Raw genomic sequence first — 23,161 nt, 5'->3', positions numbered from 1 at the left:
GAACCGCTCGACGGCCCTCAGAGATCGACCGGTCGTTCGCGGACAGCGGTTGCTCGCCGTTCCGTCGGCCTTGGTCGCATCGCTCGACGGCTGTTTTCGGCCGATCGAGAACGGACCTGAACCCGCGGCGTTGGGTTGAACTATCAATGAACCTGTATGAGGGCGAAACAGATCCGGATCAGCGACCGACTTTGCGGACGCCGCCGCCGAACTCGACCGTGATTTCAGCGTCGAGGAGGCGACAGACCGAGCCGTGGGCGCAACACCGTCCACGCACCAATGATCCAGCTGTCACCGTTCATGGTCTCCTCCTCGATGAACCGGTCGTTTCGAACGGCTCCGACTCTCGGAGCGTCGACGAACTAGCGGTCATCACGTACTGAACCTGCGACACGATCGGGGTCTTTATTTTCTCACCTCTTCCCGATCGAAAAACTCGATAGGACGATCCTGCGTACCGACTAGTGACCGACCCCCACCGTTTATTCTCGTGCCGCGCGCTGATGGCCGCATGTACGAGCGTATCCTCGTTCCGATCGACGGGAGCGACCACAGCGACCTAGCAGCCGAACACGCGATGAATCTCGCTGAGCAGTTCGGCGCGATGGTCCACGCGCTGTTCGTCGTCGAACAGACAGGGCCGAGCGGCCACTGGGATTTCGTGGTCGAGAAACAGGAGGAGATCGGCGAGGAGGTGCTGGACACGGTAGCCGCACTGGGCGACGAGCGCGGCGTACGCGTCGAGCGCCACGTTCGACGTGGGACGCCCAGCGAGGAGATCGTCGACGCCGCCGCCGACTACGAGGTCGACCTCATCGTCATGGGGACGCAGGGCCGGACCGGGTTCTCACGCATTGCCACCGCCGGAAGCACGACAGAACGTGTGGTCAGACTGACGGACATCCCGACACTCGTGGTCGGGGGTGCGGGCGCCGGAGACGCGTGAGGCCGGCATCGGATTCGACAGAGATAGCTGAACTCCCTGTACATAGCGGACAGTCCCCTCGAGCGACCGTCGGGCTGAAGATCCTGCACGGTGCTCATCCGCGACGTATTCGCGAGCGGCTTCCCGGATGAGGTCCTCGGAGTCTTCGACGCACGCGTCGGGTATCGAGATACTGGCCCGCAAGCTCGTGGGCGACGTAGCAGTCGAGCACGTGAACGTCCCCCCCGTCCGCCACAGCATCGAAAGTCATGTTACCGCCAAGATATCAATTCCTCTCAACGAACGCGGATATGATACTGGTACTCGACAACGCGGTCGACGGCGGCTACATGGCCGGCGAGATCGTGCACTTCCTCCCCGACGCTCGTGCGTACAACTACCCGAACGAGGACGGCGACCCGAGCCTCGAGGACGTGGACGGCGTCGTCATCGGCGGGAGCGGCACCGGCGTGTACGACGAGCCGGACCAGCCGTGGATCACCGAGCAGAAGCGGTTCGCGCGCCGCCTCGTCGAGGACGGCGTGCCGACGCTCGGCATCTGTTTCGGCCACCAGATCCTGAACGCCGCCCTCGGCGGGGAGGTCGAGGACAGCGGAACCTCCCGGCTCCACCTCCGTGACGCCGAGTTCGACGACGATCCTCTCTTCGAGGGGGTCGAACCGACCGTGCCCGTCCTTCACTCCGATGTGGTTACCGAACTCGGCGAGGGGATGGAGATCATCGGTCGCGCGGACTACTACGAGTACTTCGCCACCCGGCACCGCGACAGCCCGGTGTGGTCCGTCCAGTATCACCCGGAGTTCACGCCGCGGATCGTCGACGAGTACGACGACTGGGAGGAGTCCGACCGCTCCTTCGCGGAGTCCACCGCCACCCGAACGCTCGCCAACTTCGCGGACCTCGTGGCGTCCCACGCCGGCCAGTGAGCCCGGACCGCACACGAGTTATCGGGTAGCGTGAACGAGACGGCGAATCGAGCGATTGTGGCCCGGAACGAGCTTCCGAGGCGGGTCACTCCTCCAATTCGCCCATCGCGTCGACGACACGCTGGAGCATCTTCCGCTGGCCGCGCCGGAGGTTCTTCGAGACGGCCGGCTTGGACACGTCGAACTCCTCGGCGAGCGTCCCGAGCGTGGCCGAGCGCGGGCTCTCGAAGTACCCCTCCGAGGCCGCCGTCTGCAGCGTCTCGCGCTCCACGTCCGAGAGGTCCTTGCAGCCCTCGATGAGCGTCATCGCGGCGCCGGCGTTCTGGATGAACCCCTGCAGCTCCGGCAGATCCGGCTCGTCGCGTTCGAGCACTTCGTACTCGTTGTCGCGATCGAGCCGCGAGAGGGTGCCGTCGGCCTCGCCGCGATCGTCGAAGCCGACGTGCCATAGCTCGGAGCCGTCGGCGATGTAGAAGGGTCCCGTGATGTAGCCGCCGCCGTCGCGGACGGTCGACATCGCGGCCGTCTCGTCGATGACGGTTCGGATGTGGCCGACGCCGCCGGTCTTCGAGAGGAGAGTGTACTCGCGCAGGCCGTCGTGCTCGCGTAGCTCCGTCAGTCCCCGCCCGAGCGACTCGCGGTCGTCACCCTCGACGACCATGCGCGTCTCGAGGGAGTCGGTCGCGGTGTCGAACTCCCAGTGCACCGCGGAGAACGCCAGATCGTGCTCCTCGGTGGCGTGGATGAACGGACAGTCGTACTGCTCCATGTCCAAGGTGACGTCGATCATGGTGCTCCCCGACCTTCGTGGGAAATTCGGGACGAACTACATAATTGTTTGTGTAGTGACTCCCCGGTCGGTCCGGCCCCCGCGGTCGAGGACACAGTCTTTGTCGCCGACGGCCTCCGGGACGGCAGGATGACACGAACTGACCGCTCACGGGTCGTCGCGGTGACCGGGGCGAACGAGGGGATCGGCCACGGCATCGCGGCCGCGCTGCTCGCCGACGGCGACCGCGTCGCCGTCCTCGAAGTGAACGGCGCCGGCGTCGACGCCCTTCAGGCGATTCACGGCGACGCCGTCCGGTACCACGAGTGCGACGTGACGGACGACGACTCGGTGTTGTCGGCGATCGGCGCCGTCCGTACGATGCGGGCGGTCCTCCCCGAGATGCTGAAGCGCGATGCCGGGACGGTCCACACCGTCAGTTCCGGTGCCGGGATCGTCGGCCACCCGCTGCTCTCGGGGTACGCCTCGACGAAGGGGGCCCTCGAGGCGCTCGTCCGCTCCGTCCGCTCGGAACTGCGCCACACGAACGTCGCGGTCACGCTGATGCATCCGCCGCTGACGAACACGCGCTCGGCTGCCGAGATCGGGTATCCCGAGTCGTTGCTCGCCGACCCCGACGAGGTCGGGCGGAAACTGGCCCGGAAGGTCGACCGCACCGACGCCGTCATCTACGCGGACTGGCGAACGCGGTTGGGGATCGCGCTCTCGCGGCGCTTCCCCTCGCTCGTGGACCGTGGAACCGCGCGGTTCGTCGAGGAGGCGGAGTAGGGTTCGTCACTCGTCCTCGCCGAACCGCTCGCGCACCGCCTCGCGGTCGATCTTCGAGGGGCCCGAGTACGGGACCTCCTCGACGAACGCGAGGTGTTTCGGGTGTTTGAACCGCGCGAGCCGGCCGTCGAGGAACGCCGTCACGTCCTCCAGCGTCAGCGACTCGTCGCCGTCGATGACGGCCTTCCCGACGGTCCCCCACGTGTCGTCGGGGACGCCGATGACGACCGCCTCCCTGACGTCCGGGTGATCGGTGAGCGCGTCCTCGACCTCGGGCGGAAAGACGTTCTCGCCGCCGCTGACGTACATGTTCTTCTTGCGCCCCTCGATGTGGTAGTAGCCGTCGTCGTCGACGCGCGCGAGGTCGCCGGTCGACACCCACCCGCCGCCGAACGTCTCTGCGGACTCCTCGGGGGCGTTCCAGTAGCCGTCGGCTGCCGCGGGGCTGGACAGTTCGAGCTCGCCGACGGTCCCGCGCTCGACGGGGTCGCCCTCGCCGTCGACGACTCGAGCGGAAACGTGCGGTGCGGGAACGCCGACCGCGTCGGCCTTCTCGCGGGGCCAGTCGTCGGGCATCGCGAAGTTGTTCGGGCCGCACTCGGTGAGGCCGTACCCCTGCGAGAGGTCGACGCCGCGGTCCCACCACGCCTCCAGCACCGAGCGTCGGCAGGGGCCGCCGCCGGACTTGGCGAACCGCAGCGACGACAGATCCGTGTCGGCCCAGTCGTCGTGGTCGCTCATCATCCGCAACACCGCCGGCACCGCGACCAGCACCGTCGCGTCGCGGTCGTCGACGACGCCCAACACCTGCCCGGGGTCGAACCCGCGGGCGATCACGACGGTCCCGCCGGTGTGGAACAACGGTACCGTGAGCACGTTCCACCCGCCGGTGTGGAACATCGGGAACGGCATCGGCGTCACGTCGTCGCCGCGGAGGTTCCACGCGGCGATCGTCGTCATCGAGTTCCAGTACACCGCCCGGTGGGTGATCACCGTCTGCTTCGGCGTCCCGGTCGACCCGCCGGTGTGGAGGAACAGGTGGGGGTCCGACAGCGACACCTCGGGTCGCTCCGGCCCGCTGTCGGCGTTCGGGTGGGGGTTGGTCTCGTCGGACTGCCGAGCGGCCTCGAACGACTCTCCTCCGAGGTCGTCGGCCGCGGTCGCGACGGCGTCGGTGTCGTCGCCGACGACGAACACCGGAACGTCGGTGCGGTCGATGGCTCCCTCGTCGAGCGCCTCGGCCGCGAGGTCCGCGAACGCCGCCTCGACGACGACCGCGGCGGGGTCGGTGTCGCCGACGAGCTCGGCCAGCTCCGGCGGCGCCAGCCGGTGGGACAGCGGCGCGAGCACGGCGCCGACTTTCCCGGTCGCGAAGAACAGGTCGACCAGCGCCGGCCGGTTCCGAGAGAGCGACACCACCCGGTCGCCCTTCTCCACGCCCGCGGACTGGAGGACTCGTGCGGTCCGGACCGCGCGATCGTCCAACTCGGCGTAGGTGTACTCCCGGCCGGTGGTCCCGTCGACGAGCCCCACGCGGTCGGGCGACAGCGACGCGCGACGACCGGACCAGTCGCCGACCCAGTCGGGACCGGAGGAGGGCGGGCTCGTCGTTCCGTTCTCGTCCGGGGCGCCCCCGTCCCCCTCAGACATCGGCCAGGAACTGGACGAGCAGGTCGTTCACGCGTTCGGACTCCTCGATGAAGAACAGGTGCGAGCCCCCCTCGATGAACTCCGCGTCCGCGTTCGGGATCGCCTCCGCGAGCAACTCGCCGTTCTCGACGGGGAGCACCCGATCGTCGGTCCCGTGGGCGACGAGCGTCGGAACGTCCAGCTCGTCGAGTTCGTCGCCGGCGTCGAACGCCTGCACCGCCGCCGCCTGGGCCTCCCGGGCGCTCGGCGGCGCATCCGACTCGAGGCGCCAGTCGACGATCCGCTCGATAAGTTCTGGATTCCCCTCGATGAACCCGTCGGTGACGGCCGGCGCCATCTTGTAGCGGATCGCCTCGCGCTCGTCTGCGTCGTCGGGGACAGAGAACATCCGCGCGAGCGTCGCGTCCGGCGTCGGCACCGCGTCGGGGCCGCCCGGGGAGGTGCACAGCAGCGCCAACGACCGGGCACGGTCGTACGACAGGGCGTACCGCTGGGCGACCATCCCGCCCATTGACGCGCCGACGACGTGTGCCTCCTCGATCCCGGCGTCGGCGAGCACCGTCTCCAGGTCGCCGGCGAGTTGATCTATCGTGTACGGCCCCTCCGGAACGTCCGACTCGCCCGTCCCGCGGTTGTCCCACAGCACCACGTGATAGGCGTCCGTCAGCGCGTCGGCCTGCCAGTTCCACATCCAGCGCCCGTAGCCGAGCCCCTCACACAGGACGACCGTCTCCGCCTCGGCGGGGTCGAGACCGCGCTCCTCGTAGGCGATCGCGACGCCGTCGTGATCCGCGGTTTGCACGAGGGATCCCAGCGCTCGCGTCACCTTCAAGCGGGCGCTTCACATGTTAACCCGCGACGCTTTCCCCGACCCGCAATGAGCACGACCATGCCAGTCGCAACCGTCGGCGACGCCGCGACCGCGAGCATCGACGTGACGACCGAGAGGATCGACGAGTACGCCGCCCTCACGGGCGATGAGAACCCGATACACCTCGACGAATCGTACGCGAGCGAGACGATGTTCGGCGGGCGGATCGCCCACGGAATGCTCGGCGCCGGCGTCGTCAGCGCCGCGCTCGCGTCCCTCCCCGGCGATATCGTCTACCTCGATCAGGACTGTTCGTTCGAGGCCCCGGTACGACCCGGTGACACGATCGAGGCACGCGCGAGCGTCGAGGAGGAGCTCGGCGGCGACCGGATCCGCGTCGAGACGGTCGCGTCGGTCGACGGCGAGCCGGTGATCGAGGGGGAGGCGACGGTGCTGTCGCTGCCGCACGACGCCTGACCGGGGTGGACTCGGCGTCCGGGTAAGCCGGTTCGTCGCCTGTGGACCGCATGGTCGAACCGTTCAATGTGTCGGGCGACGAAGACGCGTGCGTCACGACGCGTGAGAGGGCGACGGATGTTCGAGGACAGGAACGACGCCGGCGACCGGGTGGCCGACCTCCTCGCGGAGCGCGGCGTCGAAGCCGACATCGTGCTCGCGGTGCCGCGTGGCGGGCTCCCGGTCGGTCGCGCGGTGGCCGACCGCCTGGAGGTACCGCTCGACATCGTCTCCGCTCGAAAGATCGGCGCGCCGTGGAACCCCGAGCTCGCGATCGGCGCCGTCGCCGGCGACGGCAGCGTCTGGCTCAACGAGGAACTCATCGCGGAGGCCGGGATCGGCGACGAGTACGTCTCCGAGCGTCGCGAGCACGAACGCGAGGTCGCCCGTGAGAAGGTGGACCGATACCGCGGTGACCGTCCGCCGTTGGAGTTGGCCGGCAAACGCGTCGTCGTCGTGGACGATGGCGTCGCGACCGGCGCGACGATGCACGCGTGCCTCCGGCAGATCGTCGCCGCGGACGCCGACCGGATCGTGTTGGCGGTCCCGGTCGCGCCCCCGGACACCCTCGCCCGTCTGGCCGCCGAGGTCGACGACGTTGTCTGCGTGGAGATCCCGTCATCTTTCGGCGCGGTCGGGCAGTTCTACCGAACCTTCGATCAGGTCACCGACGACGACGCCCGTTCGTATCTCACCACTGATACACCCTGATGAGTCCACGACGACCGCTGCCGACCCGATACGCTCCGATCTCGGCCCGTCTCCGACGGCACGGCCGGCGCTGAGCGGTCTGTCGGGACGAGCCGACCGGTCCTCGTCGCTCGCGGTGATTCCGGACCTGAACGGCGTCAGTCACTCGATCTCGATCTCACGGGACGACTCGACGTCCAGGCGCGGGAGCGTCACGGTCAACACGCCGTTTTTCATCTCGGCCGTGACGCCGTCCGTGTCGATCTCGTCGGGGAGACTGAGCGACCGTTGCACCGACTCGTGACGTCGTTCGCGCCGCAGGACGCGTTCTTCTTCTCCCTCCTCGCGTTCCTCGGTCTCCTCCTCGCGCTCGCCGGCGATCCGGAGCGTGTTGTCCGTCACTTCGACCGACACCTCGGATCGATCGAACCCCGGCAGATCGACGGTCGCGACGAACTCGTCGTCGTACTCCACCAGGTCGACCGGCGCGTACTCCTCTTCGTCGGCGAACTCCTCGCCGGACCTCGACCCTGTCGCGGCTTCGAGTTGACGGTTCATCCGTTCGATGAGCTGTTCCACCTCGGAGAACGGATCCCTTCGTGTCGGCATCGGTGCTCCCTCGTTCGCAGTTCGCCGACCGACACAAAATACGCTCCGTCGATCGGACCGACGTGGAAACGACCGCCGGGTCCTTTTCGCCGACAGCTAAAGGTATGTACGGTTCGTGATGGGACGTAGCGACCGGCGGCACGTCGGATCTCCTGTGAGTTTCGAGGAGTCGCGTTCGCCGTGTTCACGAGCCGCCATACGCCCGAGATTCCATGATCGACTGTGACGAGGTGCTGGCCGCGGCGAACGCGGAGACGGCCGATCCCCGACTCGACTCGGGGCACGTGCGCTGTCTTCGTGGCTCCGACGGCTCGGGCTCGGTACTCCTCCTCGGCGTCGTACACGATCACCCGGCGAGCGTGTTCCGGGTCTCACACCTGCTCGAATCGTTCCCGCCGGACGTTCTCGCGGTCGAGTTGCCGCCGCTTTCGGTCCCGTTGTTTCGCCGGTACGCGCGCGACTCGCACGTGCCGCCGCGGCTGGGCGGGGAGATGAGCGCGGCCATCCGGGCGGCCGAGGGGGCCCGCGTCGTCGGCGTCGACGCGCCGAACCGCCGCTACCTCACGGCGCTCTTCGATCGGTTCCGGAACGACTCCGCCGCACGAACGCTCACACGGCCGGTCGTCTCCGATCTCGCCCGCGGGCTCGGGCAGGCCGTTGCCTGCCGGCTCGGGGCGATCGTCGCCGCCTTCACGCCGTACACGCCGCGGGTGTACGCGCATATCCAGTACGACGCGACGCTGCTCGACGATCCCGACGTGCAAGCCGAGCACGAGGCGAGTCACCTCGCGCAACACCGTGCGTTCGTCGGCGTGGTCGAGCCGCCGCCCGAAACGGCGCTCGTCGATCGGACCCGTGAGGACGTGATGGTGGCGAGGCTCGCGGCGCTTCGAAGCGAGGGGGACGTCGCCGTCGTCGTCGGGATGAGCCACCTCGAGGAACTGGAGCGCAGACTCGTCGCCCTCGAGAGTGATAACGACGATAACGGCGAACCCCTCGAATAGCGATAAACGGTAGCACTGTCCATGGCCGTCGGCTATGCCCCTGGCGTGTGTATGTCATGGTCAGGCGCACCGACTCCCGGCGGCCGCGGTCGACGCGCCGATCACGGAGGAACCCAGATGGGACCGACACACGCGGACACGACGGGGTGGAAGCGGCTCGTGACGGCCGAGGGGCAGCCGGTCGGCTGGGCGCGTCGCGGCGATGGAGCGGACGGTGACGGCGAGGGAGACCCCGACGAGTGGCACGCCAAACCCAACCCGGGGTTGTTGCGCGGGTGCGACTCGTGGATCGCTCCCTCGTGGCACGAGGGCGGGCGGTACACGCTCGACCCGGACGCGGTGGTCGGCGAGGGAGAGGCGACCGTCGTGCTCGCCGTCGATTCGGACACGGACTCGATCCTCGAAGGCGCGCGGGGGACGGACGATCGGGGCACGGAGGGTCGGGGCGTGGCGGACGATCGATCCGGATCGGAACACGACAAGCCTCACCGCTCACGTCGGTGAACCGTCGTCAGTCACCCGCATAGCAGCCCGCCGCATGTCAGTCACGATAGTTCGAACGCTCTCGCGGTGAGGCGCCGAAAAAAATTTCGCCGTTCGAACGGTCCCTCCGTGGCGTTCGACGCCGCTCAGAGGTTCTTCTTGAGTTTGATCTCGTTGGATCCGATGTCGTCGACCTTGGACGTTCGCAGCTCGTACGTATCCTCCCCCTCCTCGGCCCAGCCGAGGCGGCGTCGTACGCTCTGTGACAGGTTCGATGTCGGTTTGACGTGCGCCATCGATCCCGACGTTTTCTCGATCGTTCCGATCTCGTCGCCGTCGGCGGTTATCACGCGCTTCCCCTCGTCTTCGGCCCTGAAGTTTCGTACCATGGATGCTGTAGCTCTCGTGTTCGTTCGCGCGTCCTGCGGTCGCCATCCGTCGCGGTCGCGTCGGTCCCGCACGGGGCGGTCGACGACTTGTCGTTCGTCGACCAGATCCCCGCTCGGATCCTCGCCGTACCTCCGTATGAACGCTGACTATCGGCCTCAAACGAGTTCAAGAGGGGGCGGGTATCGGTCCGGTCATCGGTTCCCGGTGGCCCCCGTGATTCCACGCTATGGAAAAGACTGGCGCGATTCACGTCCTTGGCGGATCTCTGGTCGCCCGAATGGTCGTTCACGCGACGGTCGCGGTTGCCCCTCGCGAGTTCCTCCTCGGGAGGACACTCGCCGTCGCCGGCGACGCACGGATCGAGCTCGAATGCGCGGTCCCGCTGGGGGATCGGTTCGCGCCGTACCTCACCATCGCGGCCGACGACCCGAAGACGGTGTGTGATCTCGTCGCCGCGGAGCCGTCCGTCGATCGGGTCGACCCGCTCCGCCGCGGCGACGACGAGTGGCTCGTGCGCGTTCGGTGGACGGGCCCCCGATCGCCGGTGTTGACGGCACTTCGTGACGCCGACGCTGTCTGCGTCGAGGCGGTTGCGACCCGCGGAACGTGGCACCTGACGCTCCGGTTCGACAGCCACGAGCAACTCACCGACTGCTACCACCGGTGTCTCGATCGCGACGTCCGACTCTCCGTCGATCGCGTGCACGAGGGGGAAGGCCTCCGACAGTCGGCATCGCGGGCGCTCACGTCCGCTCAACGTGAGGCGCTCGCGACCGCCTTCGATGCGGGGTACTTCGCGGTGCCGCGGGAGGTGACGCTCGCGGAGTTGGCCGACCGGCTCGGGATCTCCGATACGGCAGCCTCACAGCGGCTGCGACGCGGTCTGCAGAACCTACTCGCCGACACTCTCGAGGCCGACGCGCCAGATCCCGCGTGAGCTCCGATCTCGCGTCAGGAGCGTCGATCAAGCGGCCCGATCGTTCGCGTCGGCCGAAACAGCCTCGGTACCACTGAAGAATTCACACCGACGGCCGCGTGTCTCCGTGATACTACGTCGACATTTATCAGCGATGTCGACGTACCCTCCGGTATGGTGCTCGATGTCGAGACGCCCGCTCAGCCCGATCTGACGAACCGACCGGTGCCGAGCGTCCTCGGCGCCGACGAGGTGAGCGACTCGGACGGCGACCTCCGTCGGGCCGAACTGGAGGGGGCGCTCGCCGACGGCGCGTGGTCGGATGCGTTCCACGAGTGGACCGAGTACACGGACCTGACCGAATCGGAGATCACCTTGCTCGCGGATGCCGGTTGCTTCGAGGAGGTAGACTTCTTCTGGGACCCGACCGAGGGGCGGATCCGACACGAGGTTCCGACGATCGCTCCAACCCGGGATATCGACGCCGATCTGGCCGACAGCGCGGAAACCGAACTCGCGGAGCTGTGCGATCTGGTGGTCGAGACGCTCGACGACGCGTATCTCGACTGGGACGCCGACAGCGGCGTCGAGGAACCGTGGACCGATGAGACGTTCGACGACGAGTCGCCCGAGGAGTGACCGGAGGGTGGACCATCGCAAGGCGAATATCGGCCGCTCATGGTCAGTCGCCGGGACCGTTGGCCGTCGTCTCTCGACGGTCCGGATTCGGAACGGGGTTTAACATCTTGCCGCGCGAACAACTATCCATGGGTAAGACGATCGAACTCAACGACGACCTCGTGGAGCGCATCGAGGAGCACTGCGAGGAGGACGAGACCATCGAGGAATTTCTCCAGGAGTTGGTCTCGATATACGAACAGGAGGGCCGGTTCCTCCAGGAAGGCGCGTAGCGGCACACACAGCGGGTGCGGTGGGCCGTCGCTACCGCGGTCCGGCTCCGCTCTCGGTCACTCCCGCGATCAGTCTGACGCGTAGGCGTCCTCGACATGGTCACGAAGTTCCGCGGGCGTCGTCCACGTGTACGCACGGTCCACCCGCTCCATCGAGAGGAGATAGTGTGCAAAACATCCCGTCGTACGCAGAGTACTGTCCCTCCTCAGTCTCGTAGGCACGATAAAACGCTCGTGTCCGGTCCCGATAGGTCGGCTGATCGATGTAGCCTCCTTCCCACGCGTGCCCGCCAAGGAAGTGTTCGTACACCCCCACGATATGGTCCGCGTAGCTGACCAGCAACTTGAATTTCGTCGTGAAGAACTCCGATACATCCAGAATATCGTCCATCAGGAACGTATCGACCCCGTCATCGGAGTTCGAGGCTGCGGCATCGTTCGCGAGGTGGTCTCGAACGGGGCCAACCATACCGATTCGTTCAGCTGACCGACGCTGCCCGCGAACTGTTCGATCGGAACAACCTCTTCGAACCCGATGCATACCGAGAGCTGTTCGACGAGGTCGAGAAAACAGGCGAGATCGAGGCCGCAGAAGGCGTCGACCGTCCCAACGGACGAAACTGAAACCAACCTCGTGGGAATGCGTTTTACCGGACGGGGAGCGCGACATCCGTGATAGTTCGAAAGCGTACCCGGAGCAAACCTCCGAGAGAGATCGGTTTGGATATCAGTTCAGAGAAGACATATCCATTGGTTACACTGCTGTATCCATCCGTTGAATCGCCCGAACGACCCAGGAACCGCTCGACGACCGAACGGCTCGGCTTAACGGTTCCACAAACATCTTATCACGATGATCGGTACGATACGCTACCGAGAAGTGATCTCGATAATGGTTCTCACAACCGGTTCCACGAGCGGATGCACATCACGGGCCGATACGGAGTGCGACACGGCCGAAACGGCGGGGCGGGGCGGAGGTGACCGCGTTGCGAGCGCGGGAACCGTCGCGTTCGCGCGCCGGGACTCGTCGCGTTCGCGCGCCGGGACTCGTCGCGTCCGCTGGAGGTGACTCGGGGATGACGGACTCCTCGCGCCGACTCGCGTTCGGCGTGCTCGGCACCGCCGGGATCGCCCGAACGGCGGTAATACCGGGAATCCGGGGGAGCGAGCACACGGTCGAGGCGGTCGCGTCCCGGGACTGCGAGCGCGCCCGCGAGTTCGCGGCGGAGGAATCGATCCCGCGGAGTTACGGTTCGTACGAGGAACTGCTGGCCGACGAGGATCTCGATGCAGTGTACGTCCCGCTTCCCAACGGACTCCACGCCGAGTGGACGAAGCGCGCGGCCGACGCCGGGCTCGACGTGCTCTGTGAGAAGCCGCTGGCGGTCGACACGTCGGAGGCGCGTGCGGTCGTCGACCACTGTGAGCAACGAGACGTCACCCTCATGGAGGGATTCATGTACCGGTACCACCCGCGGACCGAACGGGTGCTCGATCTCGTCGTCGACGACCTCGCGGACGTTCGTACGGTGACCTCGACGTTCCGGTTCCCGCTGTACGACCGGCCGAACGACGTCCGTCTGCGTCCGGATCTCGCCGGGGGATCGCTGATGGACGTCGGTTGTTACCCCGTATCACTCACGAGAGCGGTCCTCGGCGATCCCGACCGGGCGTACGCCCACACCAACGATACCAGGGACGCCGGCGTCGACACGGAGTTGGCGGGGGTGCTCGAATACGACGACGGCCGCTCGGCGCGCGTCGCCTCCGGGTTCGACACCCAGCTCGTCCAGCGATATCGGATCGACGCGACGAACGGCTGGATCGCGGTCGAGCGAGCGTTCGACGCGCCCGTCGACGAGTCGGTGTCACTCGAGTACGAGATAGACGGCAGGCACGCCGTGGAGACGTTCGACCCGACGGATCAGTACCGACTCGAGGTGGAACACTTCGCCGACTGTGTCGCCAACGACACGACGCCGCTGACCGACGGCGAGAACGCGATCGCGACGATGCGAGTGATCGACGCGCTGTACGAGAGCGCTGACGAGGGCTGTGCGGTCGATCTCCGCTGATCCGGCGCGGGGCCCTATCACAGTGTCTCACGACGGCGACCCCATCTCCAGCGTGCTCGCCGGAATAAGTCAAATTTGGTATAACGATATATGGTTTATATGTGCGGGGTGACCCAGATATTCACGGATTCAAGCCGTATACCGTCGAAAATGGGCAATGTAGCCGCTATCTTAATCCACTTTTGCTTAATATACTAAGCGCAAGTGGATCCAGGGTGGTCGCCGCCCTCGGTGAAGCAACATGGACACCGACTTCCAATATCCGGGGTACGCGACGAATTCAGCGTTTACGAGGGAGAGTTTCCGGCCTCAATCCAGGCGGGTAGCGCCGAGGGAGTAGCGTGGGGTAGTGTACACGTGAGCACGGTAATGGCGAACCGGGAGTAAAACCATCCGGCGCCGTCTGCCGGAGGGTACCCTACGACTCCTCGTCAACGCCGTCGGCGAACTCTCGCCGCGTGTGCGGAAGTTTCCCGCCCGCAGCGAGCAGTTCGCGTTCACGCTCGTTGGCGTCCAGATGGGCGTTCGCTTCCCAGCTGTTGTTCACTCGGACCGTGAACGTCTGCTGACCGCTCTCGACCACCGCAAGCGCGTCATCGACGAGTTCGATGTCGTCGCCCTGCTCGATATTCTCATACGTCTCCTCGTCGATGGTCAACGGGAGTAGGCCGAAGTTGATCAGGTTCGACTTGTGAATGCGGGCGAACGACCGTGCGAGGACTCCGTGAATTCCGAGATACATCGGACAGAGCGCGGCGTGCTCCCGCGATGACCCTTGGCCATAGTTCTCCCCGGCAACGAGGAAGCCGCCGTCGGCCTCCGCGGCGCGGGCAGCAAACGTCTCGTCAACCCGCTTGAGCGTGAACTCCGAAAGCTTGGGCACGTTCGAGCGGTATACCGACACCTCCTGTGTCGCCGGGATGATGTGGTCGGTCGTGATATTGTCCGGCATTTTCAGGAGCGCCGGTCCCGCCAGATCGCTGCCGAGCGGGTCCTTCAAGGGGACCTCGTCGATGTTCGGCCCCTTGACGAGCCCGTCGTCAACGGCCTGCTCGGGCATGATGATGTCCGACTCGCTGGCGCCGATATAGCGCTCAGGGTACTCGAATCCCGGTGCCTCCAAGTCGTCGAGGTCGTCAGCCAAGTCACGCGGATCCGTGATCTCCCCTCTGAGAGCCGTCGCCGCGGCCACCTCGGGCGAGCAGAGGTAGACCACGTCGTCTTCCATCCCGGACCGCCCCTCGAAGTTGCGATTGAACGTACGTACGCTCACGGTGTCGGAAGCGGGGACATGGCCGGCCCCGATACAGGCTCCACACGTCGCCTCGGAGAAATTGACGCCTGCGGCCATCAACTCGGCCGTGAAGCCGTTCCGTGCCAGCATCTCTGCGGCCTGTTTCGAGCCAGGCGCGATGATCGTCTCCGTCCGCTTGGCGACCTCGCGGTCCTGGAACATCTTCGCGACGGGAAGGATGTCTTCGTATGCGCCGTTGGTGCAGGAGCCGACGAGTACCTGTTCGGTCTCTTTCCCCGCAACGTCCCGGACCGGCACGACGTTATCGGGCATGGACGGGCAGGCGATCAAGGGTTCGATCTCCGAGAGATCAACCACGACCTCGTCGTCGTACTCCGCGTCGTCGTCAGGGGTCAGTTCTACGTAGTCTTCGGGCCGGCCGAGGCGCTCGAAGAACTCCTTCGTTCGCTCGTCCGTCGGGAAAACGGAGCTGGTCGCACCGAGTTCCGTGCCCATATTGGCGATAACGGTGCGCTCGTGGGCTGAGAGGGCCTTGACGCCCGGACCGGTGTATTCGAACACTTTACCGACGCCGTGTTTGACCGAGAACCGGCGGAGGAGTTCGAGGATGACGTCTTTCGCCGTCGACCACTCGGGAAGCTCGCCCTGTAGGCGAACGTTGACAACTTCGGGCACGTCGAGATAATACGGTGCGCCGCCCATCGCGGTGGCTACGTCGAGTCCGCCGGTGCCGATCCCGAGACAACCGAGACCACCAGCGGTCGGCGTGTGCGAATCGGCGCCGATAAGGGTCTTCCCGGGCGCCGTGAAGTTCTCTTTGTGAACTTGATGGAGGATCCCGGTCCCCGGTCTCGCAAAGTAGGCGCCGAAGGTGCCCGCCGCGGAACGGAGGAACCGATGATCGTCGGACACCTTGAAATCCGGTTGGTAGGTCTGGTGGTCGCAGTGTTGGCCAGCGACCTCGACCTGTACCTCGTCGAGGCCGAGCGCCTCGAACTGAAGCCACGCCATCGTCCCGGTCAGGTCGTGAGCGATGGTTTGGTCGACCGTGATACCGATCTCCTCGCCCGTCGCTATCTCGCCGTCAACGAGGTGGTCTTCTAACACTTTCTCCGTCAGTGTCCCGTCCATAACTACCAGTGTTTGCACAGTGCTACACAATAACAGTACTCCGCCCCTGAGTGAGAGAAGGACTGTACCTTCGATTGGTTCATCCGCCTGCCACCGAAACAGACATCAGAATGACATGACTCCGGATTCCGTGCTGTTCTCGCCGCCCGTTCAGTCGTCACTCGCTGGGAACGGAGGCTCAGCGCCGCGCTCCGCCAATATTAGACCTCTAACCAAATTTTATATATAGGTCGTGGGAAGGCTCAATACACCCTGGGTGGTGATCTGGTATCCTTCGAATCGAGTTTCGGACAGATGCGTCCGGGGTCGTCCGGGATCTCATGGAACGGATCCCGGACGGAGAACGGATCGAGTTCGAGAACGCGTTCTACGCGGACGAAGGCAACTGGATCGAGTCGCTACTCGTCACGTCACGGTCTCAATTCGATCCGGAATCGGTGACGGGGGAACTCTCGCGGGTGGAGCTGTTTCACCACGAACGAGTATCGGGCCCGACCGTCGACAACGCGAGCTATCGACTGACCGTCGTCGCCCAGGAACCCTATCCGTTCCTCCTCGGAGTAATCTTACGTGGAAGGGCGATCCCCAATCGACTCCAGCTCCACCACGACTCGTTCGAGGGAGTTGTCACCGTCAAGGAGTGGGAATCGTTTCGAGCGCTCGCGGAGCAAATCGAGGAACAGTTCGGACGGTTCGAGCTGTTAAGCGTCAATCAAGTCGAAACCACCGGCGAACCGTTCGGCAGCGGGCAACTCGGGCGCGTCCTGCGGAACGAACTCTCGCAGGAACAGCTTACTGTCCTACAAACCGCTCACAGGCTCGGCTACTTCGACGTTCCGCGAAAGGCGTCGGCGGATGACATCGCCGCGGAACTCGATATCGCACAGTCGACACTCAGCGAACGGCTCCGGCTCGCGGAGCAGCGGCTGTTCGACCTCGTCTTCTCGGGGTCGGGAAGTGAATCAGCAGGGAACACGAAGGAGAACTAATCGGTCCGAGATCTGATCGACCGAGTAGTGATCGGTATCGGTGTAGAGCCCCGCTACTTCATGTTACATTTCCATTGTGATTCTGAGTTTCCATATGACGGTTAGCTCGGCGGAACCAAACGAGTCACTCCCGTCGCTCCCGGCATGCCTAATAAAGGATGATGCATATTGGAGGCCATCGGGAATAGGTTGAGGCAGATACCGCCTATTCGATCAGGTGGTATGTCGCAGGACAAGCCGTTCGAGATCGAATCGGGGACGACTGGAAACGCATCGCGCCGGCGATTCATGCGGATCGCGGGTGCAGCGGGAATGGCCGGGCTGGCTGGATGTGGTGGGAACCAATCCGGTGACGGTACCGACACCGGTGGCGGTGGTGGCAACGGTGGCGGTGGCGGTGGCGGCGGCGGTGGTGGTAACGGAGGCGGTGAATCCATCGAGACACGGTTCTGGGAGGAGTGGCCCGTCGAGACGAAAGGTGTCGATGTCAACGACGAGGCGATCCAGTTCGAGTACACGGCCGTCGAAGGACAGTCCGTGCCGGAGGTCGATACGCACTTCGCGCAGGCGGAGACACCGTGGATGCGCGAGTTCGCGCTGCAGGTTCAGCAATCATTCAACGACATCGGCGTCCCGGTGAACCTGATCACCGTCCAACCCAGTACTCGGTACGGCGAGTTCTGGCGGGCAGATATCGGGCACCCAGTGCCGGTGACGATGAACCTCCACGGTCCGGACCCTCAGCGTGGCCTGGATCCGAACCCGTTCCTCATGCGCGCGCACCCGGAGACGGGCGGGAACTACTACAACTACAAGAACGACGAGATCACGGAACTGCTCGACGAGCAGGCGCAGACGATCGGTGACGTGGAGGCACGCGCCGAGATCTGCCACGAGATCCAGCGCAAACTCAGTGAGGACGCCTACCTCATCGCGGCGAACTTCCCGGAGGTCATCACGGTGGCCAACACCGCCGACTGGGAGGGGTACGTCCCGACGCCGGGCAACGGAACGACCCGAGACTCGTTCATCTGGACGCAGGTGAACCTCCAGCCGCAGGGCGACTCGACCACCTGGGTCAAGGGCGTCACGTCAGGGATGCAGGGGACGAACCTCCCGTTCTCCAGCGGTGGCCAGGAGGAGAAACGCCTCCTCAACGTCTATGACGGATTGTTCGACGCCTCGCCGGAGCTCGAGATCGTCCCGGCGCTGGCGACGAACGCCGATGTCGTCGATGACACGACCGTCGAGATGGATCTCCGCGAAGGGGTCGAGTGGCACGACGGGGAGTCGTTCGGTCCGGACGACGTCAAGTTCAGCGTCGAGATGTACAAAGAGTACAACGCACCCCAGCAGGGGGCGTTCGTCCGGACGATCGACAGCGTCGAAATCCTGTCGGAGAGCGGCGGCGGTCGCGTCAGGTTCAACCTCACCGAACCCGACGCGGCGTTCCTCACCCAGCGGGTGGCCCGCAGCGCCATCGTGCCGAAACACCGCTGGGAGGACGTCGACAGTCCCGCCGAGTACAACCCCGACAACCCGGTCGGAACCGGCCCGTTCTCGTTCGTCAACTGGGAGCAGGGCTCCGAGCTCAGGCTCGAGAAACACGAGAACAACTGGATGTGGGACGACGACGTTCGGGAGGAACTCCTCGGCGACTACTTCGTCCCCGGCGACGGGATCGACGAGATGGTTCACGCCAATGTCGGCAACGTCTCGACGCTCATCGGCGCCATGCAGTCCGGTGACATCGACGCTATCGGGACGACTGTCTCGAACCAGCAGGCCGAACGCGCAGCGAGCGCGAGCGGCGTCGAGAAACAGACCGCGCGCAACTACGTCCCCACGGACGTCCACCTCAGCCACCTCGTTCCGCTGTTCCGGGACAAAACGTTCCGCGTCGCGCTGTGTCACGCCTTCGATAAGGAAGGATTCGTCCAGAACACGCTCGGTGGGCGTGGTGAGGTGATCGAGGGACAGAACCTCCTCACACCACTCCTGACGCCGTTCCACGGGGAGACCGAGCCGTACGAGTACGACGTTGAGGGTGCCCGTCAAATGCTCCGCCAGGCGGGGTACACCTTCGACGACCAAGACATGCTGGTGTGGCCCCAGGGCGACGCCTGGGACGCGTTCGCCGAGCGTGTCGAGAACGGACACGCCTCCCGTTCCGAACTCGATCAATCCGAATTCTCGTAACTAGCATCACGATTTAAAATGAGCTTTCGACGCTTCCTGATAAAGCGGACAGCGATCGCGGTGATGCTGACACTGATAGCCGTCAGTATCATCTTCGTGACGCTGCGGCTGTTACCGTCGGACCCGTTCAGCGGACTTGTCGCGTCCGGGGCCCTCACAGCCGAACAAGTGGCACAGGTGCGCGCAATGTACGGACTGGACGAACCGATCTACATCCAGTACCTGAGATACATCCAGAACCTGTTCACGTTCCAGTTCGGGATCTCGCTCACCCAGCAACGGCCGGTCGGCGAGATCATCGTTCCCGCGCTGGTGAACACCATGGTCCTGCTGTTGCCCGCGCTCGTCGTGACGGCGATCGTCAGTTCGGCCGCCGGCATGTACGCAGGGTGGAACCGAGGATCGTGGTTCGAGCAGTCGAGCATCGTCGTGACCACGGTCTTTCGCGCGGTCCCGATCTTCGTGACGGGGATCTTCCTGCTCATCATCTTCTCGTACGGGCTGGGCTGGCTGCCGGCGTTCGGGATGCGGAGTCCGCTCGCGAACCCGGACGGCTATCTGGAGACGTATCTCTCAGTAGACTTCCTGAAACACTACACGCTCCCCTTCACGGCGACGGTGTTGTTCTACAGCGGCGACTTCCTGATGCTCGCCCGCAACTCCGTCGTCGAACGGAAAGGCTCGGAGTTCCTCATGCTCCACCGTGCGAAGGGACTGTCCGAGATGGAACAACTCGGGCGGGCTGGTCGTAACTCGCTGTTGCCGCTGGTCACGTACTTCGCGCTTCGGACGGGGATGCTCTTTCAGGGAGTCATCACGCTGGAGGTCGTCTTCGCGTGGCCGGGTATCGGTCGCGCGCTCGTTCAAGCGATCCTCAATCAGGATTACCCGACGGTACAGGCGGCCGTGTTTATCATGGCGCTTGCGGTCATCGTGATGAACCTCACCGCCGACGTAGCGTACGCGAAACTGGATCCGACTGTCGAGGCAGGTGACGTCTGATGTCGGGATACACACTCGATACCGACACCGCGGTCGACAGATTGCGCTCGGAGTTCGGACGAGCCAAGCGGACGCTCAGTTACGTCCTCGAGGACACCGCTGCGAAAGTTGGCTTCGTGACGCTCGCCGTGTTCGTGTTCCTCGGCCTCTTCGGGCCGTACATCGCCCCATATCAGCCCATCCAGGACACGCTCCAACAGGGCGGGTCGATGATGCGGCTTCAGGAACCGGGAGGGAAGGCGATGCTGGGGACGACCTCCTTCGGCAAGGACGTATTGAGCCAGTTCCTCGCCGGCGCACGGCCGACACTCATCGTCGGCCTGTTCGGCGGCGTCGGGACCGGCGTGTTAGGATTCCTCGTCGGTCTCACGAGCGGCTACTTCGGCGGCCGTGTCGACGAGTTCCTGATGCGGATGACCGACTTGACGTTCGCGTTGCCGTTTCTGCCGATGGCGCTCGTCATCCTCTCGTTCGTCACCCCGAGCGTCTGGCTGATCACTGCTGTGCTGGTCGTCTTCCTCTGGAAGATGCCCGCGCGGGTCATCCGTTCGGAAGTGATGACGGTCAAAGAGCGGACGTTCGTCAAGTCCGCCAGAGCGCGGGGCGCCGGCCACATGCGGACGATGTTCCTGCACGTCGCCCCGAATGTGCTGGGGATCGGCTTCCTCTACACCGCGTACGCCGTCGGCTGGTCGATCGTCGCCGGCGCGTCGCTCGCGTTCCTCGGCTTCGGCGACCCGACGACCACGTCCTGGGGCCGGATGCTCCAGCAGGTGTTCCGCTCGGGCGCCATCCGTGTGGCGTGGTGGTGGGTACTCCCGCCCGCGATCGGTATCGGTGCCGTCACGACGTCCGTCTTCCTGGTCGGCCGGGCGTTCGAGGAGATAGTCAATCCCGACCTACAAACGGAGCAAGAATGAGTCTGCTCGAAGTCGACGACGTGAAGATCACGTATCGGATGCCGAACAGGGACGTCCACGCCGTCAACAACGTCTCCTTCTCGATCGACGAGGGGGACAACTACGGACTCGTCGGCGAGTCCGGCTCCGGCAAATCGACCGTCGCCAAGGCGGTCCTCGGACTCCTCGACGACAACGGGGAGATCCGCTCGGGAAGCATCCGGTTCGACGGTCGGGAGCTGATCGATCTCTCCGAGCGCGACTGGAAGTCTGTCCGCTGGGAGGAGATCTCCTACATCCCACAGAGCGCGATGGACTCGCTGGATCCGGTGATGACGGTCGGCGCACAGATCCGGCAGGCCATCCGCAAACACAGGAACGTCTCGAAGGCGACCGCGAACGAGCGTGTCGATGAGGTGTTCGAGATGGTCGGGCTCGATCCGGCACGGACTGGCGACTACCCGCACCAGTTCTCGGGCGGGATGCGTCAGCGAGTCACGATCGCGATGGCGCTCGCCCTGGACCCGGATCTCATTATCGCCGACGAGCCGACGACCGGGCTGGACGTGATCGTCCAGGACAAGATCATCGACAAGCTGCTCGAGATCCAAGAGAAGACGGGGAGTTCGCTCCTGCTCATCACTCACGACGTGGGCGTGGTCGCCGAGACGTGCGACGAGGTGTCGGTCCTGTACGGCGGGAAGGTGATGGAGCAGGGCAACACCGACGAGGTGTTCCGGGCGCCGACGAACCCGTACTCGATGGGGCTCAAGAACGCCTTCCCTGAGGTCGACGAGTTCGACGAGCAGGCGATTTCGATCCCCGGGTCGCTGCCGGATCTCACCCGCGAGCCGACCGGCTGCGTGTTCCGTAACCGGTGTCCCTTCGCCACGGAGGAATGTGGGGAGAGCCATCCCCCACTTGTCGAGACGGACGGGCAACTGTCGGCCTGTCACTACACGGACCGGGCCGACGAGATGCGGGAGCAGGCCGCCGACCCCGAGACGTGGGGGATAGAGCCCCGGGACGAAAGCGGGAGGACGGGCGACACCGGTGACGTCATCCTCGAAACCAGCGGACTCGAGAAGTGGTTCGAGCAGCCACAGGGGATCCTCGAGGACTTTCGCGGGAAAGACCCCGATTACGTGAAGGCCGTCAACGATGTCGATCTCACCGTCCACGAGGGCGAGATCGTCGGCGTCGCCGGCGAGTCGGGATGTGGGAAATCGACCCTCGCGGAGGTGATCGCCGCGCTGCAGGAACGAACCGGCGGGGAGATCCACGTCGACGGCACGTCGGTCGACGACCTGCTCGAGGAGAGCACGAAGAAGTTCCGTTCGCAGGTACAGTTCATCTTCCAGGACCCGTTCGACTCGCTCAACCCGCGCCAGCGGGTCGAGGCGGCCGTCTCCGAACCCCTGAAGATCCAGGGGGTCGACCGCGAAACCATCGATCGTCGGGTCAGACAGACGGTCGAGGACGTCGGCCTGAAGCCGGCCGAGAAGTACCTCGACAAGCTGCCTGCGCAGCTGTCGGGCGGAGAGCGCCAGCGGGTCGCCATCGCGCAGGCGCTGGTGCTCGAGCCGCGATTGCTCATCTGCGACGAGCCGGCGTCGATGCTCGACGTCTCCCTGAAGGCCAATATCCTCAACATTCTGCGGGAGATGGCCGACGAGCGGGACATCGGTATCATCTACATCTCGCACGACCTCGCGAGCCTCACCCAGATCGCCGATCGGCTCGCAGTGATGTACCTCGGGCGGATCGCGGAGCTCGGGGACACGGAGGACGTGGTTCGGACGCCCAAACACCCCTACACGGCGTCGCTCCTGTCCGCCTCACCCCGGACTGACCCCGACATCGACCGTCAGCGGGTGCTGTTGCCCGGCGAGCCGCCGAACCCGGTCGATCTGCCGAACGGGTGCAACTTCGCACCCCGGTGTCCGAAGGCGACCGAGGAGTGTCGCGGCGAGGACCCGTCGCGGTCCGCGTTCGCCGACGATGGACACGAAGCCGCCTGCTACTTCCCGGTCGACGACGTCGAGACGGAACTGCTGGAACGCTACGCCGAGGAACACGAGGACGAGGTCTCGAACGCGATCGGCGAGGAGATGACGCTGTAGCCGACAGCGGTTCCCCTCGTTCGTCCTCCGCTCACGATCAGCTCGTTTTCGCGTTCGTCCGTTCTCGAAGTTAGC

23 protein-coding genes are annotated in these 23,161 nt (G+C 65.2%); 16 read left to right on the top strand and 7 right to left on the bottom strand.

Annotated elements, in window-relative coordinates; genetic code table 11:
- The first annotated feature begins 511 nt into the window (after positions 1-511).
- A complete protein-coding gene (locus tag K6T36_RS17155; protein WP_222923945.1) occupies positions 512-946 on the top strand; it encodes a universal stress protein in 435 nt (144 codons plus the stop codon).
- Positions 947-1,236: 290 nt separating this feature from the next.
- Complete coding sequence (locus K6T36_RS17150; RefSeq protein WP_222923944.1) at positions 1,237-1,872, top strand: type 1 glutamine amidotransferase; 636 nt, start codon at positions 1,237-1,239, stop codon at positions 1,870-1,872.
- Positions 1,873-1,957: 85 nt separating this feature from the next.
- Here K6T36_RS17150 and K6T36_RS17145 read toward each other — a convergent pair whose 3' ends face one another.
- A complete protein-coding gene (locus K6T36_RS17145) occupies positions 1,958-2,662 on the bottom strand; it encodes a helix-turn-helix domain-containing protein (protein WP_222923943.1) in 705 nt (234 codons plus the stop codon).
- Between the two features lie 129 nt (positions 2,663-2,791).
- Here K6T36_RS17145 and K6T36_RS17140 point away from each other — a divergent pair, with 129 nt between their 5' ends.
- Entirely contained in the window at positions 2,792-3,430 is a 639-nt protein-coding gene (locus tag K6T36_RS17140; protein ID WP_222923942.1) for an SDR family NAD(P)-dependent oxidoreductase, read from the top strand.
- A 6-nt stretch (positions 3,431-3,436) separates the two neighbouring features.
- Here the strand turns inward: K6T36_RS17140 and K6T36_RS17135 are convergent, their stop codons facing one another.
- Complete coding sequence (locus tag K6T36_RS17135; protein WP_222923941.1) at positions 3,437-5,080, bottom strand: AMP-binding protein; 1,644 nt, start codon at positions 5,078-5,080, stop codon at positions 3,437-3,439.
- Positions 5,073-5,882, bottom strand: a complete 810-nt coding sequence (locus tag K6T36_RS17130; protein ID WP_222923940.1) for an alpha/beta fold hydrolase — start codon at positions 5,880-5,882, stop codon at positions 5,073-5,075. Before K6T36_RS17130 ends, K6T36_RS17135 begins: the two co-directional genes overlap by 8 nt.
- 87 nt (positions 5,883-5,969) lie before the next feature.
- Between K6T36_RS17130 and K6T36_RS17125 the strand changes: the two genes are divergently transcribed.
- Both K6T36_RS17125 and K6T36_RS17120 read left to right on the top strand, forming a co-directional pair.
- Positions 5,970-6,368 carry a MaoC family dehydratase gene (locus K6T36_RS17125; RefSeq protein WP_222923939.1) on the top strand — a complete coding sequence of 133 codons (399 nt, stop codon included), beginning with the start codon at positions 5,970-5,972 and terminating at the stop codon, positions 6,366-6,368.
- Positions 6,369-6,485: 117 nt separating this feature from the next.
- Positions 6,486-7,118 carry a phosphoribosyltransferase gene (locus K6T36_RS17120; protein WP_222923938.1) on the top strand — a complete coding sequence of 211 codons (633 nt, stop codon included), beginning with the start codon at positions 6,486-6,488 and terminating at the stop codon, positions 7,116-7,118.
- 141 nt (positions 7,119-7,259) lie between these two features.
- Here K6T36_RS17120 and K6T36_RS17115 read toward each other — a convergent pair whose 3' ends face one another.
- Entirely contained in the window at positions 7,260-7,706 is a 447-nt protein-coding gene (locus tag K6T36_RS17115) for an Hsp20/alpha crystallin family protein (RefSeq protein ID WP_222923937.1), read from the bottom strand.
- Between the two features lie 212 nt (positions 7,707-7,918).
- Between K6T36_RS17115 and K6T36_RS17110 the strand changes: the two genes are divergently transcribed.
- Together K6T36_RS17110 and K6T36_RS17105 are read left to right on the top strand one after the other, a co-directional pair.
- The gene (locus K6T36_RS17110) at positions 7,919-8,710 is read left to right on the top strand and encodes a M14 family metallopeptidase (protein ID WP_225935274.1); all 792 of its coding nucleotides are present in this window, start codon (positions 7,919-7,921) and stop codon (positions 8,708-8,710) included.
- Positions 8,711-8,827: 117 nt separating this feature from the next.
- Positions 8,828-9,214 (top strand): hypothetical protein, encoded by a 387-nt coding sequence (locus K6T36_RS17105; RefSeq protein WP_222923936.1) that lies wholly within the window; start codon positions 8,828-8,830, stop codon positions 9,212-9,214.
- Positions 9,215-9,339: 125 nt separating this feature from the next.
- Here the strand turns inward: K6T36_RS17105 and K6T36_RS17100 are convergent, their stop codons facing one another.
- On the bottom strand, positions 9,340-9,654 hold the full coding sequence (locus K6T36_RS17100) for a hypothetical protein (RefSeq protein ID WP_225935273.1): 315 nt from the start codon (positions 9,652-9,654) through the stop codon (positions 9,340-9,342).
- Between the two features lie 206 nt (positions 9,655-9,860).
- On the opposite strand from K6T36_RS17100, the gene K6T36_RS17095 reads away from it, so the two are divergent.
- The 3 genes from K6T36_RS17095 to K6T36_RS17085 all read left to right on the top strand — a co-directional run bounded on the left by K6T36_RS17095 (position 9,861) and on the right by K6T36_RS17085 (position 11,410).
- A complete protein-coding gene (locus K6T36_RS17095; protein WP_222923935.1) occupies positions 9,861-10,520 on the top strand; it encodes a helix-turn-helix domain-containing protein in 660 nt (219 codons plus the stop codon).
- Between the two features lie 153 nt (positions 10,521-10,673).
- Positions 10,674-11,138, top strand: a complete 465-nt coding sequence (locus K6T36_RS17090) for a DUF7992 family protein (RefSeq protein WP_222923934.1) — start codon at positions 10,674-10,676, stop codon at positions 11,136-11,138.
- 128 nt (positions 11,139-11,266) lie between these two features.
- On the top strand, positions 11,267-11,410 hold the full coding sequence (locus K6T36_RS17085) for a DUF7557 family protein (protein WP_222923933.1): 144 nt from the start codon (positions 11,267-11,269) through the stop codon (positions 11,408-11,410).
- A 100-nt stretch (positions 11,411-11,510) separates the two neighbouring features.
- Here the strand turns inward: K6T36_RS17085 and K6T36_RS17080 are convergent, their stop codons facing one another.
- On the bottom strand, positions 11,511-11,879 hold the full coding sequence (locus K6T36_RS17080; protein WP_225935272.1) for a DUF8170 family protein: 369 nt from the start codon (positions 11,877-11,879) through the stop codon (positions 11,511-11,513).
- 610 nt (positions 11,880-12,489) lie between these two features.
- Here K6T36_RS17080 and K6T36_RS17075 point away from each other — a divergent pair.
- Positions 12,490-13,488 (top strand): Gfo/Idh/MocA family protein, encoded by a 999-nt coding sequence (locus K6T36_RS17075; RefSeq protein WP_222923932.1) that lies wholly within the window; start codon positions 12,490-12,492, stop codon positions 13,486-13,488.
- 418 nt (positions 13,489-13,906) lie between these two features.
- On the opposite strand, the gene K6T36_RS17070 is transcribed toward K6T36_RS17075, so the two are convergent.
- Complete coding sequence (locus K6T36_RS17070; RefSeq protein WP_222923931.1) at positions 13,907-15,874, bottom strand: aconitate hydratase; 1,968 nt, start codon at positions 15,872-15,874, stop codon at positions 13,907-13,909.
- Between the two features lie 320 nt (positions 15,875-16,194).
- Here K6T36_RS17070 and K6T36_RS17065 point away from each other — a divergent pair, with 320 nt between their 5' ends.
- The 5 genes from K6T36_RS17065 to K6T36_RS17045 all read left to right on the top strand — a co-directional run bounded on the left by K6T36_RS17065 (position 16,195) and on the right by K6T36_RS17045 (position 23,086).
- A complete protein-coding gene (locus K6T36_RS17065; RefSeq protein ID WP_222923930.1) occupies positions 16,195-16,863 on the top strand; it encodes a helix-turn-helix domain-containing protein in 669 nt (222 codons plus the stop codon).
- 222 nt (positions 16,864-17,085) lie between these two features.
- A complete protein-coding gene (locus tag K6T36_RS17060) occupies positions 17,086-19,062 on the top strand; it encodes an ABC transporter substrate-binding protein (protein WP_222923929.1) in 1,977 nt (658 codons plus the stop codon).
- 18 nt (positions 19,063-19,080) lie between these two features.
- On the top strand, positions 19,081-20,064 hold the full coding sequence (locus K6T36_RS17055) for an ABC transporter permease (RefSeq protein WP_222923928.1): 984 nt from the start codon (positions 19,081-19,083) through the stop codon (positions 20,062-20,064).
- A complete protein-coding gene (locus K6T36_RS17050) occupies positions 20,064-20,984 on the top strand; it encodes an ABC transporter permease (protein ID WP_222923927.1) in 921 nt (306 codons plus the stop codon). Before K6T36_RS17055 ends, K6T36_RS17050 begins: the two co-directional genes overlap by 1 nt.
- Positions 20,981-23,086 (top strand): dipeptide ABC transporter ATP-binding protein, encoded by a 2,106-nt coding sequence (locus K6T36_RS17045; protein ID WP_222923926.1) that lies wholly within the window; start codon positions 20,981-20,983, stop codon positions 23,084-23,086. The genes K6T36_RS17050 and K6T36_RS17045 overlap by 4 nt, the downstream gene beginning before the upstream one ends.
- Positions 23,087-23,161: the final 75 nt, after the last annotated feature.

It is taken from the genome of Halobaculum roseum (assembly GCF_019880245.1).
Lineage (GTDB): Archaea > Halobacteriota > Halobacteria > Halobacteriales > Haloferacaceae > Halobaculum > Halobaculum roseum.
The sequence above is the reverse complement of the archived record's forward strand: the minus strand, read 5'-3'. Positions and strand labels throughout refer to the sequence as shown.